The sequence below is a fragment of the Shewanella waksmanii genome, assembly GCF_043643685.1.
GTDB lineage: Bacteria > Pseudomonadota > Gammaproteobacteria > Enterobacterales > Shewanellaceae > Shewanella > Shewanella waksmanii_A.
In genome coordinates this window covers 209,180-224,613 of the sequence record NZ_JBHZSN010000006.1, presented here as the reverse complement: position 1 = coordinate 224,613, position 15,434 = coordinate 209,180, and the positions used below count along the sequence as shown (strand labels likewise).

Genomic DNA, 15,434 nt, shown 5'->3' with positions numbered 1-15,434 from the left:
AAATATGATAACACCACTGACACTCGTGCTAATCATCGTTGGGTATATCGGCGCTTTGTACGCCATTGCTCACTGGGCGGAGTCTGGCGGTCAGCGCGCCAGTCAGCTGACCAATAGTGTGTTAGTTTATGTGCTCTCCATTGCCATCTATTGTACCAGTTGGACCTTTTTTGGCAGTGTCGGCATTGCTACTACCTCGGGTATTTTAATGCTGACCATCTATTTGGGACCCAGCTTATTGATGTTGGCCATTTGGCCATTAATGCAGCGGATTTTATTAGTTAAGCAGGTATATCATGTCACCAGCATTGCCGATTTTTTATCGGCACGCTTTAACCGTAGCGTGGTGTTAGCGGCACTGGCTTCAATTGTCGCAATGGTGGGGATCGTGCCGTATTTGGCTTTGCAGTTAAAAGCCATTAATAGCGCCATTAATACCCTTGTTGACGGTTCGGAGCAGAGCTTTCAGCTATTTACTTGGTTGATATGGGGTGGTGTCGCTCTGTTTACTATTGTGTTTGGTATCCGTCACCTTGACCCAACCGAGCGCCATCCAGGGATGATGTTAGCGCTAGCGATAGAAGGCAGTGTGAAATTGGTGGCGATGTTGGTAGTCGGGTTATTTGTCAGCTTTTACCTGTTTGACTCTCCATGGGATATTTTTAGCCAGTTGCAACAAAATTTGCCACAGATGGCAGATACGATGGCGCAAAAACCCGCGCTGATGACATGGTGCAGTTATTTGTTGTTAGCTGGCTCAGCTTTCTTACTGCTGCCTCGGCAGTTTCACGTCATGGTGGTGGAAAACGCCAAACCCAAACATGTTTTACAAGCTCAGTGGTTACTGCCTTTATATCTGTTTTTGATGACGGTTTTTGTTACACCTATTGCAGCAGCCGGTTTGCTGATGCTTGGTCCTGAAAACCCAGACATGTATATGTTAGCCTTGCCAATGGCATCAGGCGCGACTTGGCTTACTTTGTTGGTATTTGTTGGTGGCTTTTCCGCCTCTATGGCAATGTTGATGGTGTCAGGTATGACGCTATCTACCATGTTCAGTAACCATATCGTGTTGCCGTTTTTACAGCGGTTTTTCCCAAAATCCGGTTTAAAGCGATATTTACTGCAAAGTCGGTGGCTGGCGGTGTTTGTGATTTTAGGCGCGGGGCAGTTCTTTTATCTGTTTCTTGGTGAATCTTACATGCTAGTCAATATGGGCATGTTGTCTTTTTGCGCGGTATTGCAATTTATGCCGTTAGTGATTTGCGGGCTTTACTGGCCTAGCGTCACCACCAAAGGCGCTATTGCAGGTTTAATCGCTGGGTTCTTAATTTGGGGTTACTGCTTGTTATTGCCCTCCTTGATGAACAGCGGCTGGTTAAACAGCAGCATTTTAACTCAGGGGCCATGGGGTATTGCTTGGTTGCGCCCAGAGCAACTGTTTGGCTCGCAAATGCAGAATATTAGTCATGGCACTTTTTGGTCTTTGATAGCCAATGTCTCTTGTTTAATCATGGTGAGTTTATTTACCAGCACAACAGCGGAAGAGCAGCGTTATAACGCTGAGTTTATTGATGTGATGTCTGATAAAGGCGAAGACAATGAAGCCTTGTTTGAGTTACTGCCACAAGATATCGAATTGGCGCCGAAGCTCACCATTATCGCCGGAATATTTGGCCAATACCTCAAAGCGGATTTAGTCAAACTGAAAGTAGATATGTGCTTGCTTGAAGTCGGACTCTCGGTCGATGAACCGGTGAATGTGCAAGAACTGGCAAATTTGGAGCGCGCTACAGAGCGTTTGTTAAGCGGTATCACCGGTGCCTCGGTTGCCCATATGGTGGTCAGTCAGTCTAATTTGTACTCTCAATCTGAAAAACAGGTGTTAGCGCGTTATTATCGTCAGCTATTGACTCAACTGAAGATTAGTCCTGCCCAATTACGCCAACAATTAAATTACGCCAAAGAGAAAGAGCAGCTTGCTAAGCAATACTCGGCCAAAATGGAAGCACTAGTTGCCCAGCGTACTGAAGAGTGGCAAGCGGCAATGGACAAGCTAAAGCGCACTCAAAACCAGCTGGTGGAACATGAAAAACAAGCTTCTTTAGGCAAGATGGTGGCGGGCATTGCCCATGAAATTAATACGCCCATAGGTGTATGCGTGACTGCTGCTTCGCATATGAATGATCAGGTTAATGAGCTGAAACGGTTATTTTTGGCTGGGGAGCTTGATGAGCAAGAGTTTGTGCGTTTTATCGATACCTGTCTTGAGGCGATGGACATTATTTTAAAGAACAATGCCCGAGCATCTAATTTAATCCAAAGTTTTAAGCGAGTTGCCGTGGACCAATCCAGTGAGCAGCAGCGGCAATTTTTATTAAAAGAGTATTTAGAGGAAGTACTGTTGTCGCTGCGGCCAACGTTGAAGCAATTACCTCATCAAATCGTTATTGAATGTGATGCAGATATTAGCTGTCATACATACCCGGGGGCATTATCGCAGATTGTTACTAATCTTATTATGAACAGCATTTTGCATGGCTTTAAGGCGGACCAAGTGGGCAATATTGTTATCGAGGCCAGTTTAGCTAATCAGCAGGTGGATTTTACCTACCGTGATGATGGTGTGGGCCTTGATGATGAGGGAGTAAAGAAACTGTTTGACCCGTTTTATACCACCAAACGTAATGAAGGTGGCAGTGGTTTAGGGGCGCATCTTGTCTACAATTTGGTGACGCAAAAATTGCAAGGAAAAGTTGAGATCACGACCGCGCCCGACCAAGGGTTAATTTATCATATACGCTTCCCTCAGGTGCTAGAAAACCAGTCGCACGACACTCATTATCAAATTTAGCGGCTTACCGATATCAGCTGTTGTTGTACTCTTTATGATAGTTTCGATAGGCTAGCGTCAGATAATCTAAGCTCGCAGTTAACTGAATTATGCAAACAACCAGTTTATATTTATTACGCCATGGTCAGTGCCAAGGTGGCCAGATCTTGCGTGGTGCAACCGATGTCGCGTTAACTGCAGCGGGGCAAGACTTGATGTTGCAGCGCGTTGATACGCTGATATCACAATTATCGGCTCAGTCAAAACAGCTTGATCTTTGTCTTAGCTCGCCCAAACAGCGTTGTGTGTCGGTGGCGAAGCAATTGCAACGCCGTCATGGCTTATCTTATCAATGCCGACCTGCATTGGCTGAAATTGATTTCGGTGATTGGGATGGCAAGCTATTAACCGACCTTTACCAGCAGCAAGCGTCATTGATGCAGGAATACTGGCAAAATCCATGGCAAAACACACCGCCTAATGGCGAAACCATGGCCGATTTTGAGTGTCGAGTAAAGCAAGAGATTGGGTTAATTGCCGAGCAATATCGCGGTCAACAGCTATTGCTGTTGACCCACGGCGGGGTGATTCGCCATCTGATTGCCACGGCGCTGGGTGTGCGGCAGGCAAATGGGGTTTATACGCAGCTCGATGTACCTTATGGCGCTTTGGTTCAAGTCTCTCTAATTCATGACGATGACGGCAAGATGTACTATCGATTGCATTGGCCGGCCTAACCAGTGAACAAAAAACTCATGGCAAAAAGACAAAAATACTGCGGGTAATGTCAAATAAGTCATCTGATTACTTTGGATTTTAAGGCTTAGATTTGCGCCTTAGGTCAAAATCGGCATAATAGCTGCCATTGAAGGTTATTGGCCATCTAGATGTCGATAATCGAAAGTGAGGTGTTGAGCGTCTTAATGGTGAAAATCATCAAGATAAGCTTAACTTAATAGGGAATTGTGCAAATAGTGATGCTATTTGGCACAAGCTGTGCCCGCAACTGTGAGTAAAAGTCATGCCGACGGCGATGACTGATTACCAGCCAGGATACCTGCCTTACTTTTTGCCAAGAAACTCGAGCGGGTAACTCGAGGGAGCTTGAAATGATCCACTTTGCTAATCTCACGTCAATTGCGACTGAGGATAACCGTTGCCACAGTAGCGGTAATGCTAGCCTGAATTTGCCACCCTTCACATGGTTTTTGGGGCTGGCGAGTTTGCCTGCACGGAGTGCGGGTTAACCATGGCTGCTACTCACTCATCAAAGCAACTTGAACTCGCCTTAGCGGTGAGCGATTTGAGTTGGCATACCAACAACAGAACCATTTTGGACGGCGTTAACCTACAACTTCCTGCTGGGAGCATGTTGGGGATTATTGGGCCTAATGGCGCGGGTAAATCCAGTCTATTGCGTTGTTTGTATCGCTATCTTAGCCCCAGTGCCGGCAATATCCGTTTGTTTGGCGACAATATTCACAAATACCAGCTTAAGGCTTTTGCTCGTGAAGTGGCGGTAGTGCTACAAGATACGCCACAGCATTTTGATATGACCACTGAGCAGCTGGTGATGCTCGGTATCACACCGCACAAATCAGCATTGTCTATGACCAGCCAGGCTGATCATGTCGCTGTTGCAGAGGCCCTGGAAAAGGTAGGCTTATGCCACGCCGCTAAACAAGCTTATGAGCACCTTTCTGGCGGTGAGAAACAGCGGGCTTTAATTGCCAGAGCGATTGTGCAGCAACCGAAATTATTGATCCTCGATGAACCAACAAATCATCTGGATATTCGTTACCAAATTCAAATTTTAGAGCTGTTACATTCGTTAGGCATTACTGTGGTGATCAGTATTCACGATCTTAACTTAGCCAGTGCCATGTGCGATCAACTGCTATTGCTTAATCAAGGCCAAGCTGTTGCGCAAGGCAGCCCTTCACAAGTGTTGACAGAGCAGATCATTGGCGATGTTTTCCAAGTTTGCTGTGCGGTTGCGCCGCATCCGCAGCATCAACGGCCGCAAATTACCTATTACTACGGTTATCAAGCTGAAAATGGCCAGCACGGGGAGCAAGATGATGTCTGAACAAGCGCAACCTAAGTCGTGGTATGTGTTAGCTCTTGCTTGCTTAATTGTCGCAGTGACGGTGCTTACGCCTATGTTGGCGGCAAGCTTTGGTGCCGCAGACATCAGCTTTAATCAAGTTTATCGTACGCTGACTGCGCAGTTGTTAGGTGATACGGCCAACTTTAGTGTCACAGAACGCATTATTATGGAGCTACGCTTGCCGCGAATTGTACTGGCTTTTGCTGCTGGTGCTGGACTTGCGGTAGCAGGTGCAGTGTTGCAGACAGTCACTCGCAATCCGTTAGCCGACCCTTATCTGTTTGGTATTTCATCTGGCGCTTCATTGGGTGCGGTAGTGGTGATTACTTTACAAGGCCAGAGTGAGTTAGCTGCGCAGCTAAGTTGGTTAAGCTTGCCCCTTGGCGCATTTTTTGGCGCTGTGCTATCGGTGCTGTTGGTGATGGCATTTTGCGGTGGCCGCTTAGCTATTCAGGTTGAACGGATGCTACTTTCTGGTGTAGCGATATCCTTTATGTTTGGTGCAATGACAAGCTTGTTGCTGTACTTCAGTGGCCCACAAGCTGCGGCATCAGTGTTGTTCTGGAGCCTAGGTAGCTTTGCCAAAGCCACCTGGGCCGATGTCGGCCTACCTGTATTGACTGTCTTGGCTGCCACTGGGGTGGTGTTACTGTTTAAACGCCAAGTGATGGCAATGAAAGCGGGTGATGAAACGGCACATACCCTAGGCATTGCCGTCGGGCGACTGCGTATCGGCATGTTATTACTATGCTCGTTAATCACCGCGGTGCTGGTGGCCAATTGCGGTGGTATTGGCTTTGTCGGTTTAATGGTGCCACACATTGTCAGGATGTTGATGCCGGGGCGTTTTGCGCTACTGACCATTGCCTTAGCGGGTGGATTATTCATGATTTGGGTGGACGTGATTGCCCGCAGTTTGTTGAGTTATCAAGAACTCCCTATCGGCATCATCACAGCGGTGATAGGTAGTGGGTTTTTCTTATTTATTCTGGCAAATAAACGACAAGCCTAGTGAGCATCAGCAGAATAATAGTGACTTGATAACCCTAAAGATTACCATCTTAATGATTAAAAAAATAACTAATTAGACCTTGAGTTCAATAGGAAGCAGCATGTATCAAATAGACCCCATTGATCATCAGCATGATGAAGCCATTCAACATAAAATCGATAATAAAACCAAACCGATAGGCGCATTGGGTGAGTTAGAAAACTTGGCGATGCAGTTGGCTCAAATTCTTGGTGATCCGATAGTGATTCGCCGACCTAAATTATTGGTATTTGCCGGTGACCACGGCATCGCGGCGTCGGGAGTATCCATCGTACCGAGTGAAGTTACCACGCAAATGGTAGTTAACTTTCTCGAGGGTGGCGCAGCAATCAATGTGTTTTGTCGTCAGAGCGGGTTTGAGATGGAAGTCATAGATTGTGGGATCGCCCAGCAGCTTGATATGCCCGGTTTGATTGACCAAAGATTAGGAGCTGGTACTAATCCAATACACCGACAAGCAGCTATGACCATTGGCGCAGTGAAACAAGGCTTCGCTCTGGCTAAGTCTAGAGTCGCTCATCATCATGCTCAGGGGACGAATTTACTCGGCTTTGGTGAGATGGGAATTGGCAATACCTCATCGGCATCGGCGATTATGGCGGCAGCGCTCAACATTGAGGTTGCCGATTGCGTTGGACGCGGTACCGGAATCGATGCAGCAACACTAAAGCGCAAACAGCATTTAATTGAAGAGGCACTGCGAATTCATGAGACGAGCCTTGCCGATCCCATTGAGCTGTTAGCCGCACTAGGTGGATTTGAAATCGTGCAAATAACCGGTGCTATGCTTGCCGCCGCAGAGTTAAAAATGGTGATTGTCGTCGATGGGTTTATCACCACAGCGGCTGCCATCATGGCAGTAAAAATTAATCCACGATGCCGTGACTACATGGTGTTTGCTCACAAGAGTGATGAACGCGGTCACATGTTAATGCTGGAATTCCTGCAAGCCAGACCGCTACTTAATTTAGGTATGCGCTTAGGTGAGGGGACGGGGGCTGCTATGGCATTGCCTGTGATTGAGGCTGCGGCAGGATTTTATAATGAAATGGCCAGCTTCGATGACATGGGGATCGATATCGACACTAAGCAACCACCAATTAGTTAACCGGAGCAGATTATGGTATCACGTCAACTGGCGCTGTTTCTTATAGCAATTGGTTTTTTCACTCGCATTCCGATACCTGCATCGGTGCGTATCGATGCTGAACGACTCAACCAAGCCAGTCGCTATTTTGCCGCAGTCGGTGTAGTGATTGGGTTGGCGAGTGCTATCTGTTTTGTTGCGCTGTCTCAGGTACTGCCCACCTCGGTGGCAATTATTGCTGCCATGATTGTCAGTGTCATTATTACGGGTGGATTTCATGAAGATGGTTTGGCCGACACTGCCGATGGCTTTGGTGGTGGCTGGACCGTGGCTGATAAGCTCGCCATTATGAAAGACTCTCGCCTAGGCACTTATGGTGCTTTGGCCTTGGTATTGGCGTTATTGGCAAAGTTTGTTTTGCTAAGTGAGATAGCGCTGCTAGACCACTATTATGTCGCCGCGTCATTGGTGCTGGGACATTGTTTAAGCCGTATGGTGGCGGCGAGTATGATTTTCTCTGCCACCTATGTTCGCGATGGTGAAAACAAGAGTAAACCGTTGGCGAATAGCCAAACCATAAATGAATTAGCGGTGTTACTGATAACCGGGGCTTTGGTGCTGTGGTTATCTCCTATCAATCACTATCTGTCTTTATTTGCTTGCTTGTTTTTATGCCGCTATATGCTGCTATGGGGCTTTAAGCGTCAGATTGGTGGCTATACTGGTGATACTTTAGGCGCGGCTCAACAAGTGGCTGAGTTGGTCATTTATCTATTTATCTTAATGGTATTAGCATGATTACTTTAGTGTTAGGTGGCGCTCGTAGTGGCAAATCCCGATATAGTCTTAAGCTGGCCAATATAGCAGCCAAACAAGGCAAATCATGTGTGTTTGTGGCCACTGCACAGGCTTTTGATGATGAGATGCGTCAGCGAATTGAGCGTCACCGCCAAGAGCGCGAAACTGGTGAGACCCCGTGGCAAGTGATAGAAACCCCGATGACCTTGAGCGATACTCTAGCGCAGCATGGGGGCGCACATCAATTTGTGGTGGTTGATTGCCTGACGTTGTGGTTGACCAATCACTTAGTGAATCACAGTGATTGGCAGCAGGTGAAAGCTGAATTGCTGCAAACCTTGATGCAAACATCGGCAGACGTGGTCTTGGTGAGTAATGAAGTGGGCTTGGGGGTGATCCCTGCTGATCCATTAAGTCGACGATTTGTCGATGAAGCGGGGTGGCTACATCAAGACTTGGCGCAGATTGCCGACGAAGTGGTGCTGGTGACAGCTGGTCTGCCTCAGCGGCTTAAGTCTGCAACTTTGTCGACAGCTTCTGTCGATGACATAGGGGCGACAATATGAGCACCGCTGAATTGCGACACCCGGTTTTGATGGTGCAGGGCACCACGTCCGATGCCGGTAAAACCACATTAGTCGCTGGTTTGTGCCGTTATTTTGCTAATCAAGGTTGGCGTGTTGCGCCATTTAAACCGCAGAATATGGCATTAAACAGTGCCGTGACGGAAGAAGGGGGTGAGATTGGTCGTGCCCAAGCGCTGCAGGCGGTTGCTGCCCGCGTTAAGCCTCATATTGATTTCAATCCGATCTTACTTAAACCCAGTTCTGATAGTCAGGCGCAAGTTATTGTCCATGGTAAAGCGCTGGCAAACATGGAAGCGGCAGAGTATTTTGGCAAAGATAGCCAAGGATATCGCACCAAAGCAATGGCTGCGGTTGAGACTTCATTACAGCGACTAACCCAGCAATACCAATGTGTATTTGTTGAGGGAGCCGGTAGCCCTGCCGAGATTAACTTACGGCAAGGCGACATCGCCAATATGGGCTTTGCCGAGCAGGTAGACTGCCCAGTGATCATTATTGCAGATATCGATAAAGGCGGAGTATTTGCCCATTTAGTTGGCACGCTAGCGTTACTGTCTGAGTCTGAACAAGCGCGAGTAAAAGGCTTTGTGATCAATCGTTTTCGTGGTGATATTAGCTTGCTGCAAAGTGGCATTGATTGGTTAGAGCAATACACCCAAAAGCCGGTGTTAGGGGTGTTACCTTACCTAAATGATTTTCACCTTGATGCAGAAGATGCCATCGATAGTGTACCTGCCAAGCGAGCTGCACGTTTTAAGGTCTTAGTATTAGTTTGGCCGCGTGTTAGCAACCATACTGATTTTGACCCGTTGCGATTAAACCCCGCGATTGAATTTCAATATGTGCATGCTCAGCAAGGTATCGATTGGCAATCTTTACCCGATGTGGATTTGATTATCTTACCTGGCAGTAAGAATGTACGGGAAGACTTGGCTACCATGTTATCCCTTGGTTGGGACAAAGCGATAAAACGGCATCTGCGCTATGGCGGTAAAGTTTTAGGGATCTGTGGTGGCTACCAGATGTTGGGACTCGCCATTGATGATCCACAGGGCATAGAAAGTGAGATAGGCGAGTCAGAGGGGTTAGGTTTACTGCCGATGGTGACCACTTTAACACCCAACAAACGCTTGACTCAGGTGACGGGTGTCGTTGAGTTGCAGGGTAAACAAGCACCATTACAAGGCTATGAGATTCATTGTGGCCAATCTCAATTGCTCAAGCCATTGTTGCAACCGTTTAAGTTAACCACTGCCAATGCTGATGAGTTCCCTGAAGGTTGTATCAGTGACGATGAGCAGATCATTGGTACTTACGTGCATGGGGTGTTTGACCATCCACAAGCGGGACAATTGTTACTAGATTGGGCAGGCATGCAGCATGCTGTTAGTGTGGATATCAGCGCTCAGCGCGAAGCGCAATTGCAACGTTTATCTGATGGCCTAGCAAAGCATCTCGATATGGCCGCGATAGCGCGTATTCTGACAGGGTAAATCGTCGAGAACAAACCGTATTAAAAAAAGCAAAATAATAACGCATTAATCCATATAGGAAGGGACCATGAGTTCGGATCAACCAAAAACGGATAGTCAACTTGAGCGCGATAAAGTGAAAGCGCAGCGACACAAAGCTAGGCAGCAAAAAGTAAAAGCTGAGGTGGATGCAAAGATAGCCAAAGCCCAAACCGAAAAAGGGGTGTTGTTGGTGCTTACTGGTAACGGCAAGGGCAAATCTACGGCTGGCTTTGGTAATATTACCCGCGCTGTTGGCCATGGTAAAAAAGCCGCTGTGGTGCAGTTTATCAAGGGCAATTGGCCCTGTGGCGAACGGGCTGTTTTAGAGCAAGTTGGCGTTGAGTTTCATGTAATGGGTACCGGTTTTACTTGGGAGACGCAAGACAGAGAAAAAGACACCCAAGCAGCGATGGGAGCTTGGCAAGCGGCTGAAGCCTTGCTTAGCGATGAGACGCTCGATATCGTGTTATTGGATGAACTTACCTATATGGTGACCTATAACTATATTGATTTAGAACGTGTTCTAACGGCACTGAGAAACCGTCCTCCTATGCAACATGTGATTATCACTGGCCGTGCTTGTCACCGGGAAATTATTGCGCTGGCAGATACTGTAAGTGAAGTCCAGCCTATCAAGCATGCGTTTGAAGCTGGGGTTAAAGCCCAAATTGGTTTTGATTATTAAACTACTATTGTCGATAACTCATACTGCTTGCCAGTGTTGCTGTTGAAGCCAAAGATACATTAACCCGATACAACAAAGGATTGAAATGAGATTAGTGATACAGCTGCTTTGTTCAGCATTGCTTATAAATAGCGCTGCGGCACAGGCAAGCAAACCGGCGGAAAAGATCATTGCCTTGTCCCCCCATGCGGTGGAGATGTTATATGCCATCGGCGTGGGCGATAAGATTGTCGCTACAACCGATCACGCCGATTACCCAGCCCAAGCGAATAATATCCCACGTATTGGCGGTTACCATGGTATTCAGATTGAACGGGTGTTAGAGCTTAACCCAGATCTTGTTGTTGTATGGGGTAGCGGCAACAAGCAAGAAGAGATTGCGCGCATTAAATCGTTGGGTTTTAAGGTGTTTGATAGCGACCCAAAAACGTTAGCGGCGGTGGCCGACGAGTTAGTGGCGCTGGGGGAATTAACAGGGGGCACCAAGCAAGCACAACGTGAGGCTGACAAATACCTGCAATCTTTGGCACAGCTGCAAGCTCAGCATGCCGATAAACAGGCTGTTGATGTGTTTTATCAGTTGTGGTCGACGCCATTAATGACAGTGGCTAAAAATAGCTGGATCCAGCAGATCATTGCGGTGTGTAACGGCAACAATGTGTTTGTTGACTCCGACAGCGATTATCCACAGATAAGTATTGAAAGTGTATTGTTAAAACAGCCGCAAGTTATCTTGCAAAGTCAGGATGAGGGCAATATCTTAGGCGTTAATTGGCAGCAATGGCAGGATATCCCAGCGGTGAAGAATGGTCATGTTTACCAGCTAGATGCCGATATTTTACATCGCGCATCACCTCGGGCTATTGCTGGTGTTGAGGCATTGTGTAGTGCGCTCGATAAAGCGCGCTAACTTTTTATGAGATCACCAATAAAAAATACAAAGGATTGAATTGCTTATGACAATATTATTAACCTGTCTGTTTATCGCGATGTTATTGCCTTATTTGGCTAAGGGGCCTGTGGCCGTGGCCATGGCGAAATTGGGCGGGTATGACAATAATCATCCTCGAGAGCAACAAGCTAAATTGACAGGGTTTGGTGCAAGAGCAGTAGCAGGGCACCAAAATGCATTTGAATCATTGCTGATTTTTGGTTTAGCTGTGGTTACCGTTATTGCCGCGGGGAAGGTTAATGAAGTTGCAGAGATAGCGGCGATAGTCCATGTGGTTGCCCGCATTGCTTACCAATTGTTATATCTGGCAGATAAAGGAACCTTACGTTCATTATCTTGGTTCGTGGCCATCATCGCCTCATTTACTATTTTATGTCAGGCATTTTAGTGGCCGAAGTTGGCAGCAAAATTTAACATTTGATATCAAAAGCCCCACTGATAACAGTGGGGCTTTTTTGTCGTGCTAGCTTAGGCTAAAGCTGGTAATTAAAGGTCAGCTTAGCGTTACGCTCTTCACCAGGCATGCCTCCTAAGAACATCGCTTTGTTGTAATAGCTTTCGTTAAATAGGTTGTTCACGTTCAGCTGCAGTTGCCAGTTATCCGCTTGATAGCTAATTGCGGTATCCATTACTGTGTAGCTCGGCACATATCCGTCTGGAATACCAAATGAGCTTGAGTTGGTGCTGCGCTCATCAACATATTGTGCACCAAGGCTAATGTTTAATGGGCTGGCAAGCGAGAACCAATCAGCGCCGTAGGTGACCCAGGCGCTTGCAGTCACATATGGCACGCCTTTTTGGCGGGTATCATAGCTGCTGCGAGTTGGGTCTTTCTTGTCACGCGCATCTTGATAAACACCATTGACGTTGATAGACCATTGCTCGTTTAGGTGCGCATTCATGTCGAGCTCAACACCACTGGTTTCTTCCGCGCCATCATAGAAGTACTGAGCAACATTGGGTGCTGACACGCCTTCTTCATAGTCTGGATTGGTGTAACGTAGGTTAGTACGTTTACTCTTAAACACCACCAAGGAGGCCAACAGTTGATCGTCAAAAGCCTTATAGCGGATACCCAAATCGTCACTGACTGATTCAGAGTCTGGTCTGTCGTCATCACCACTGATGCTGCCTAATATGCTGTAGGCAGTTCTGCCTTTTGAGTGATTAATAAATAGCGACAAGTCGTCGGTCGGCATGTATGTGACACCAAGGTTGTAGGTGATACCATTATCGGTGGTATCTTGCTCAGGGGTTGGCTCAGCAGCGCTTGCGCGATAGCGAGCATCTACGCCTAGGTGTTCATAAGACTGTTTGATTTCGTTGAACGCGACCCCGATACGGGTGGTAAAGCCATAACCGAGGTACCCCACATGTTGGACACCGACACCCCAAGCGTTAACAGTTTTATTGTAGTTGCTGGTAAGCAGTGGATCGTAGTCTTCAAAGCTCCCTTGGCCCCAGTTAGGCTGACGAATATCGTAGATATAAGGGTGTTTACCTTGATAAATCACCTCGCCATTTTTGTCTTTGATGATTTTGTCAGCATCATAGATAGAAAACTGTTTGAAGCGAATTGTACGGTCTTCAAAATTGGCATTAACTAGCAGCTCGTTATCAATGCCGCCTAATTCAAAATCGTAGCGTAAATCAGCAAAATATTGCCATGAGGTCTCATCGGCTTCTACTTTTCGGTATTCCTGGCGACGAGCAGCAAATGGGTATAACACGCCATCTTCTACTAAGGGGCCACGAGGATCGGCGTTGATAGTGCCACGACGGTTCCAATAAACGTAGTTATAGGCACCGGTTTGGCGGGCAAAGCCCGAGGTGTAGTCGCGGTATTGCAGTTGCTGATTTAAGAAGAGGTTGTCAGTAAAGTAGATATTGTGGGTCAACTTAAAGCGCAGTTCTTCACCTTCGTTATCTTTAGCAATCGGTGAGATAATTCCGGCATCACCAAATGCGTAGGGGGTGAGGCCATCGTTGCTGGCGAGCGAATCAGCAAGTTGTTTCCGTTGCTCGTCAGTAAGATTGATGCCGTTGCCACTGGGATCGTTAATTAAATCTTCCCAAGTCACCTGATCTGCCGTTTTACCGCCAACAGACTCTGCATTAAAAATTCGAATAGGATGACCAATAGAATCTACTGCAATAGCATCTTTGATATAAGAGGCTGCAAGCATGATATCTTGAGTGTCATCAATAACATATTTCAGTGAGGTATAGACTTCATCGCGATCGGTACCAATATCACGGTAGCCGTCGCTGCGAGCGGTTTTAGCGACGACGCGGTAGGCTAAATCGTCTGTTATGCCACCTGTACTATCAACTGACAGGGCGTAGGTATTCCACTGACCCACTTCCACACCAATATCATGCTTTGACTCAAACTGCGGCTTTTTCTCAATCAGGTTAATAACCCCGCCAGCACTACCCATGCCATATAGACCAGTTGCCGGTCCCTTGAGGACTTCGACAGACTCAACATTGGTCAGTGAGCGAGTGGGATTGAAACTGTTACCAAGTCCAGCACCACCATACATACCATCGAAGGTGTAATTGGCCCCTAAACCACGGATAACCAAGTTGTCGCCAATGCCGTAGTTGTTACCTGCTTGGGTAACACCACTGATATTACGAACCAAGTCCTGCAAGCTATCGGCCCCTTGCGCGTTAATCAGTTCTTCATCCACGATCACCACCGCGGCAGGCGTTTCCATAAGTGACATATCAGATTTAGTTGCAAGACCTGAATTCATCACAACATGGTTCTGTCTTCCATAGACAGTAATATGTTCCACATCCTTGTTTTTCTCTGCTTCTGCTTGGCTTACGCTCGCTGGGTTCTCGGCTGAGACATCGGCTTGTTGTGCCAATACTCCAGCTGAAGAAAAGCTTGCGGCACAGGCGACTGCAAGTAGTGAAAAACGAAATTGTTGCATAAGTTAATACCCCTCATCATCATTGTGTGGCGAATGATAATTATTATCGTTCGCATTGCAATAGATGTTTCTGCGATTGATACAGTTTTGAGAGCTTTGTTATGTTTTTTAGGGTTTTAGCGGGGTGATTTACAATGTAAATCTTGTTTATTTAGTGTTAAATGTTTATTTTTGCTCAAAAAACAAGCTGAGTTAACAAAGGGAGTGCAGCGACTGATTGGTTACAAAATAGTAATAACTCAGGTCAGTTAGGGTATTAAATGCTTTGTCATTCTATTAAAGCGAGAAGCGAAATCTGCAACCCTTGATGGGAAGTTGGTTGGTAGTGGACGCTAGCTGAGGGCTGAGGGCTGAGGGCTGAGGGCTGAGGGCTGAGGGCTGAGGGCTGAGGGCTGAGGGAAGTGGTAGTGGTAGTGGGCAGTGGTAGTGGGCAGTGGTAGTGGGTACTTGTTTAGCCTGAGGAGTTGATGACCAATAGCCGCTCATGCAGACAAGCTATCAGTGTGAATTCAGCTCCCCGAAAATAAGTTAAGCAAGCTTGAAGAAAACGATACTCGCCATTAATACCAACATGACATAACCAAGAAATAATCTACCCGCTTGGCGGTGGTGAGTAGCTAGTTGATTTATTTTATAATTGTCTATGTTTTCTAGTAGATGACGGCCAGATTTAGAGACAAACACCATGGGGATTTTTAACCCTTTCGGCGCGCCTAATTGCTGCCAGATTTCTGGTTCAAATTGTTTTACTGCTTGATAGTAGCGATACTCCGCCATGACTGAGCGCAGCATTAATACTGCCCAAAGCGCCACAATAATACTGATTAGCCACATCTTAACTACTCCATGTCATTATCAATGGGGGATTTTAA

Annotated in this window: 13 protein-coding genes and 1 riboswitch; of the genes, 11 read left to right on the top strand and 2 right to left on the bottom strand. The window is 46.8% G+C overall.

Annotated elements, in window-relative coordinates; translation table 11 throughout:
- Positions 1-4: 4 nt before the first annotated feature.
- From ACHUFW_RS11625 to ACHUFW_RS11575, 11 genes are all read left to right on the top strand, one after another.
- Entirely contained in the window at positions 5-2,854 is a 2,850-nt protein-coding gene (locus ACHUFW_RS11625) for an ATP-binding protein (RefSeq protein WP_394203216.1), read from the top strand.
- An 89-nt stretch (positions 2,855-2,943) separates the two neighbouring features.
- Positions 2,944-3,570 carry a histidine phosphatase family protein gene (locus tag ACHUFW_RS11620; RefSeq protein ID WP_394203214.1) on the top strand — a complete coding sequence of 209 codons (627 nt, stop codon included), beginning with the start codon at positions 2,944-2,946 and terminating at the stop codon, positions 3,568-3,570.
- 154 nt (positions 3,571-3,724) lie between these two features.
- Positions 3,725-3,912, top strand: a riboswitch (cobalamin riboswitch).
- A gap of 170 nt (positions 3,913-4,082) precedes the next feature.
- Complete coding sequence (locus ACHUFW_RS11615) at positions 4,083-4,922, top strand: ABC transporter ATP-binding protein (protein WP_394203213.1); 840 nt, start codon at positions 4,083-4,085, stop codon at positions 4,920-4,922.
- A complete protein-coding gene (locus ACHUFW_RS11610; RefSeq protein WP_394203410.1) occupies positions 4,915-5,955 on the top strand; it encodes a FecCD family ABC transporter permease in 1,041 nt (346 codons plus the stop codon). The genes ACHUFW_RS11615 and ACHUFW_RS11610 overlap by 8 nt, the downstream gene beginning before the upstream one ends.
- Positions 5,956-6,055: 100 nt before the next feature.
- Positions 6,056-7,102 carry a nicotinate-nucleotide--dimethylbenzimidazole phosphoribosyltransferase gene (gene cobT, locus ACHUFW_RS11605; RefSeq protein ID WP_394203211.1) on the top strand — a complete coding sequence of 349 codons (1,047 nt, stop codon included), beginning with the start codon at positions 6,056-6,058 and terminating at the stop codon, positions 7,100-7,102.
- A 12-nt stretch (positions 7,103-7,114) separates the two neighbouring features.
- Positions 7,115-7,879: an adenosylcobinamide-GDP ribazoletransferase gene (locus tag ACHUFW_RS11600; RefSeq protein ID WP_394203209.1), complete on the top strand. Its 765-nt coding sequence runs from the start codon at positions 7,115-7,117 to the stop codon at positions 7,877-7,879.
- Positions 7,876-8,445: a bifunctional adenosylcobinamide kinase/adenosylcobinamide-phosphate guanylyltransferase gene (gene cobU, locus ACHUFW_RS11595; protein WP_394203207.1), complete on the top strand. Its 570-nt coding sequence runs from the start codon at positions 7,876-7,878 to the stop codon at positions 8,443-8,445. The genes ACHUFW_RS11600 and cobU overlap by 4 nt, the downstream gene beginning before the upstream one ends.
- Positions 8,442-9,959 carry a cobyric acid synthase gene (locus ACHUFW_RS11590; RefSeq protein WP_394203205.1) on the top strand — a complete coding sequence of 506 codons (1,518 nt, stop codon included), beginning with the start codon at positions 8,442-8,444 and terminating at the stop codon, positions 9,957-9,959. The genes cobU and ACHUFW_RS11590 overlap by 4 nt, the downstream gene beginning before the upstream one ends.
- A gap of 67 nt (positions 9,960-10,026) precedes the next feature.
- Positions 10,027-10,665 carry a cob(I)yrinic acid a,c-diamide adenosyltransferase gene (cobO, locus tag ACHUFW_RS11585; protein WP_394203203.1) on the top strand — a complete coding sequence of 213 codons (639 nt, stop codon included), beginning with the start codon at positions 10,027-10,029 and terminating at the stop codon, positions 10,663-10,665.
- Positions 10,666-10,750: 85 nt separating this feature from the next.
- Entirely contained in the window at positions 10,751-11,575 is an 825-nt protein-coding gene (locus ACHUFW_RS11580) for a cobalamin-binding protein (RefSeq protein ID WP_394203201.1), read from the top strand.
- A 46-nt stretch (positions 11,576-11,621) separates the two neighbouring features.
- The gene (locus ACHUFW_RS11575) at positions 11,622-12,005 is read left to right on the top strand and encodes an MAPEG family protein (RefSeq protein ID WP_394203199.1); all 384 of its coding nucleotides are present in this window, start codon (positions 11,622-11,624) and stop codon (positions 12,003-12,005) included.
- A gap of 85 nt (positions 12,006-12,090) precedes the next feature.
- On the opposite strand, the gene ACHUFW_RS11570 is transcribed toward ACHUFW_RS11575, so the two are convergent.
- Together ACHUFW_RS11570 and ACHUFW_RS11565 are read right to left on the bottom strand one after the other, a co-directional pair.
- The gene (locus tag ACHUFW_RS11570) at positions 12,091-14,562 is read right to left on the bottom strand and encodes a TonB-dependent receptor (protein WP_394203197.1); all 2,472 of its coding nucleotides are present in this window, start codon (positions 14,560-14,562) and stop codon (positions 12,091-12,093) included.
- Between the two features lie 528 nt (positions 14,563-15,090).
- A complete protein-coding gene (locus ACHUFW_RS11565; protein ID WP_394203195.1) occupies positions 15,091-15,396 on the bottom strand; it encodes a hypothetical protein in 306 nt (101 codons plus the stop codon).
- Positions 15,397-15,434 lie beyond the last annotated feature (38 nt).

What these genes read in the sequence shown, in the direction of transcription:
- ACHUFW_RS11625 (WP_394203216.1), top strand. Translation starts at nt 5, where the DNA reads ATGATAACACCACTGACACTCGTGCTAATCATCGTTGGGTATATCGGC.
- ACHUFW_RS11620 (WP_394203214.1), top strand. Translation starts at nt 2,944, where the DNA reads ATGCAAACAACCAGTTTATATTTATTACGCCATGGTCAGTGCCAAGGT.
- ACHUFW_RS11615 (WP_394203213.1), top strand. Translation starts at nt 4,083, where the DNA reads ATGGCTGCTACTCACTCATCAAAGCAACTTGAACTCGCCTTAGCGGTG.
- ACHUFW_RS11610 (WP_394203410.1), top strand. Translation starts at nt 4,915, where the DNA reads ATGTCTGAACAAGCGCAACCTAAGTCGTGGTATGTGTTAGCTCTTGCT.
- cobT (WP_394203211.1), top strand. Translation starts at nt 6,056, where the DNA reads ATGTATCAAATAGACCCCATTGATCATCAGCATGATGAAGCCATTCAA.
- ACHUFW_RS11600 (WP_394203209.1), top strand. Translation starts at nt 7,115, where the DNA reads ATGGTATCACGTCAACTGGCGCTGTTTCTTATAGCAATTGGTTTTTTC.
- cobU (WP_394203207.1), top strand. Translation starts at nt 7,876, where the DNA reads ATGATTACTTTAGTGTTAGGTGGCGCTCGTAGTGGCAAATCCCGATAT.
- ACHUFW_RS11590 (WP_394203205.1), top strand. Translation starts at nt 8,442, where the DNA reads ATGAGCACCGCTGAATTGCGACACCCGGTTTTGATGGTGCAGGGCACC.
- cobO (WP_394203203.1), top strand. Translation starts at nt 10,027, where the DNA reads ATGAGTTCGGATCAACCAAAAACGGATAGTCAACTTGAGCGCGATAAA.
- ACHUFW_RS11580 (WP_394203201.1), top strand. Translation starts at nt 10,751, where the DNA reads ATGAGATTAGTGATACAGCTGCTTTGTTCAGCATTGCTTATAAATAGC.
- ACHUFW_RS11575 (WP_394203199.1), top strand. Translation starts at nt 11,622, where the DNA reads ATGACAATATTATTAACCTGTCTGTTTATCGCGATGTTATTGCCTTAT.
- ACHUFW_RS11570 (WP_394203197.1), bottom strand. Translation starts at nt 14,562, where the DNA reads ATGCAACAATTTCGTTTTTCACTACTTGCAGTCGCCTGTGCCGCAAGC.
- ACHUFW_RS11565 (WP_394203195.1), bottom strand. Translation starts at nt 15,396, where the DNA reads ATGTGGCTAATCAGTATTATTGTGGCGCTTTGGGCAGTATTAATGCTG.